Source organism: Novosphingobium sp. SG707 (genome assembly GCF_012275515.1).
Lineage (GTDB): Bacteria > Pseudomonadota > Alphaproteobacteria > Sphingomonadales > Sphingomonadaceae > Novosphingobium.
The window spans coordinates 1-3,107 of the sequence record NZ_JAAZQL010000031.1 but is presented as its reverse complement, the minus strand read 5'-3'; the positions used below and the strand labels follow the sequence as shown (position 1 = coordinate 3,107).

The 3,107-nt window shown below is 55.6% G+C and carries 2 protein-coding genes; one reads left to right on the top strand and one right to left on the bottom strand.

Annotated elements, in window-relative coordinates; genetic code table 11:
- Positions 1 to 337 precede the first annotated feature (337 nt).
- Positions 338 to 601, top strand: coding sequence for a hypothetical protein (locus FHW92_RS25415; protein ID WP_168606074.1), 264 nt, complete (start codon positions 338 to 340; stop codon positions 599 to 601).
- 687 nt (positions 602 to 1,288) lie between these two features.
- On the opposite strand, the gene FHW92_RS25410 is transcribed toward FHW92_RS25415, so the two are convergent.
- On the bottom strand, positions 1,289 to 1,879 hold the full coding sequence (locus FHW92_RS25410; RefSeq protein ID WP_168606073.1) for a hypothetical protein: 591 nt from the start codon (positions 1,877 to 1,879) through the stop codon (positions 1,289 to 1,291).
- Positions 1,880 to 3,107: the final 1,228 nt, after the last annotated feature.

Here is a 3,107-nt window from a genome sequence, read left to right as displayed (position 1 = left end):
AAGAATGGGACCAATTCCTCCAGGACTTTGTCTCCGATCCTGCCACCATCGAAATCGTCAAGACCTATAAGCTGCGGTAGCAATCGGGCGGTTACCCAGGGCTGCGGACCAGATGCGTAACTACACTCACCTGCGCGGTCACGAGCGCCGCCTTCAAGATCGACGGTTTGAGAGGATAGCTTTGCCCCTTCGGCAGCTTAGCGGTTTCGGACATCATCGGCCTAGTGTGTCGGCTATGCGCCGTTCTGGCAATGTCCGCTCCCACCAAATTTCGACGACAAGCGCCTTTCCGTACACGCCGGTTGCGAACACTGGCTCAGTGGTGCATCGCAGGCTTATGGTGAACAAGCGCGGCGGTCTTTCCCGCCTAACTTCTATGGTAATGATGGTCGTGGCAGCGTTCATGGCATTCGTCATGGTCTACGCAGCAATCGCTGGCGTTCAAGATGGTGTCGTTCTCCATAGGGGCGGCGGCATGTCCTTGCGGGCTACAGAGCCATTCCGGTTTTGGCTGGACATCACCGTGCAATTCGCAATTGGCCTGCTCTTTGCTGGCCTGTCAGTCTTTGCAGGTTACGTGAGCGTTCGCGGCCGTCCATAGCGGGCCAGACAAATAGGCTCCCCAATAGATAAGCCAACGAAGGTCCGCTTCCCCACCATAACGAGACGGGCGGCTGCCGCCCGGTTGCGGACATTAGCGAAAAGCTGAATAAGACGTCGATGCGACAGCTGAAATTCCCCCGTACTGTCACGATGCAGCTCGGAATCCTCGGCGTTCTCGCCATTGGCTTCGGCCTCGGGATAAGCGCGGACAAATGGCACTATCCACGCGCTGTGCCATCGATGCCGTTCGAAGATGTCTTAGACGGGGACACTATTATAGACCGAGGACGCGCCATTCATATCGTTGACCTCGACGCTCCTGAGCTTGGACCTTGGGCTCATTGTTGGGCCGAAGCCGCCCTCGCTGGCGTAGCCAAGAGCCAATTAGAGAGTACTCTTTCTGAGGATCGAGGTTGGCATTTGGTTGAAGTCCGACGCAATACTGCAGGCCGGTTCATTGGCAGAGTACTCGACAGGGAGGGAGTCACCGTCGCCGATGACATGAGCGTGTTTGGCGGGGCGGCTAGAACAACGAACCGTTGGAACTGGTGCAAGCCCGACCCTGCGATGCGCAGTCCGTTAGATGGTGCAAACACACCGCACGGCCCTACTCTTTGGTGGCCCGCCGGTGCGAAATACGACCCACGCGCCGCTGATTAGACGGCAGCCCACCAAAAGCGGTTGTTTAGGGGACGCCATCGGTTGGGTTCTTGCTGCTCAAATGCCAATCACCCACAGCATTTTTTCTGTAAGTAATAGAGAAGTGCCCACCAGCAGTCCGGGTCGCTTCGGCGACGTAGAAATAGGCCGTGTTGCCGTCATCAGAGATAACTGGAGCCGACATTTCTAGCATTGCGCTTTTCAACGCCGCTCTATCCGGACGATCAAGAGGCGGCATTTCCTTCGCCACATTGTCGTAAATGCTGTCATCCAAGATAGTGCTATTATTTCTGTACCACCCTTCTAGTTCAGGGCACGACCCTACGACACTAACATTGCGCAGAACTGCCAACTTGCGCTCCAATGGGACGATTGGATCGTTCTTGAATTCGGGGCGCTCTTTTAGAAAAGTCTCAATTCTTTCCAGCGTTGAAATCGATATTTCATCTGCACCCGGCGAATGCTTCATAGCAATAGGGATGCCGGATATTGCTTTGAAGTCTTTCGCATGGCGTAGCGCAACGTCACAGCCATCCTGAGAGATTATGGATGGCTTGCAAGCAGCGCAAAACAACGCGAATGCCAAAAGGCCAAACGTAAATAGGTTCGTATTCATTGCCCATCATTGCGCGGCTTTGCCGGAGATTCAACCTCCGCTCCCCACCATATTCGGACGATAAACGCCGTTCCGGACACGACACGCTTGCGGACGTCGATCAGCAGTGAGAATGATGGCTCATGATGATGGCATTCATATTCCTGCTGGCAGCGTCAGCCCTTGCCGACCACGGGCCAGTATGCAGCGCTGGCATGCCCTCGGCTACCATTCTAGCGGATCATCTGGGCGGCTCACCAGCAATACGCCATTGGCGAGAAGCCAATGGAATAACAACGTATTTTGACGATCACAGAAGGACATTGTGGTGGGTCGCGAACCGCAAGCATGCTGCGTTCCCGGCAGCCATATGTAGGCGGTTTGGTGAGCCTGTTCACCTGCGGTGTGGAGGCGATGTCCGCGCCTGCAAGGCGCTGGGCGTCGAGATGTCCAAGGCCAAGTTCTAGCGACCGCTTCCGACCATATTTCGACGATAAGCGCCGTTCAGGACACGACCCAGTTGCGGACATTAGAAACATGGCGGATTATCTATCAATGAAATCGCTTTTCCCGCTCCTGCTTCTGGCTCCGACCCCTGCATCCGCCGCTAACCATCCACGAACCTATCTTCTCTCGGTCATAGGCTTGCCGGTCAAAGACACTCAAAGCGTCAAAGCGTTCTCGATTGAGACGTGGGGGGTAGAATTCATCTCGGTCTGTCGCATACCCGGAGGGTGGCGGATCAAAGCCGGTCGCAGCGCATCGCCCAACGGAGAATTGTCGGGAGAGGGAAGCCAAGGTGCCACATGGCTTAATCAAAGCAATCCGAAGGAGTTACGTGCTTTCGTACTGGTGACCCTTAATGCCCCCATACAGCGAGCCGACATTCGAACATCTGACGCGGGCGGTAAGGGTCTCATTCCGGCGACGTTCAAAGGGTATGCGACACTGGAAACCGACGACGGGGATCGACGCTTCCCCCTCACATACAGGAACGTGATGCTGACCCCAGCGTCAACGTGCCCTCGACGATAGCGAACGACCGCTTCCCCTAACTTTTCCGCCCATGACCTATCCCGGAGGCATAAGGCATAGCTGCCAGTGGGTTAGATTTGTCGGGGAGGGTAGCTATCGGCCCCTTAGGCAGGAAAAATGTGAGGTGGTCCCGCCTTCCTGGACAGGTTTGCGGCTAAGTTAAGCTCACCTGGTTTTTGTTATGCCGCCTGTTTGGTCATCGGATCATGGGGGG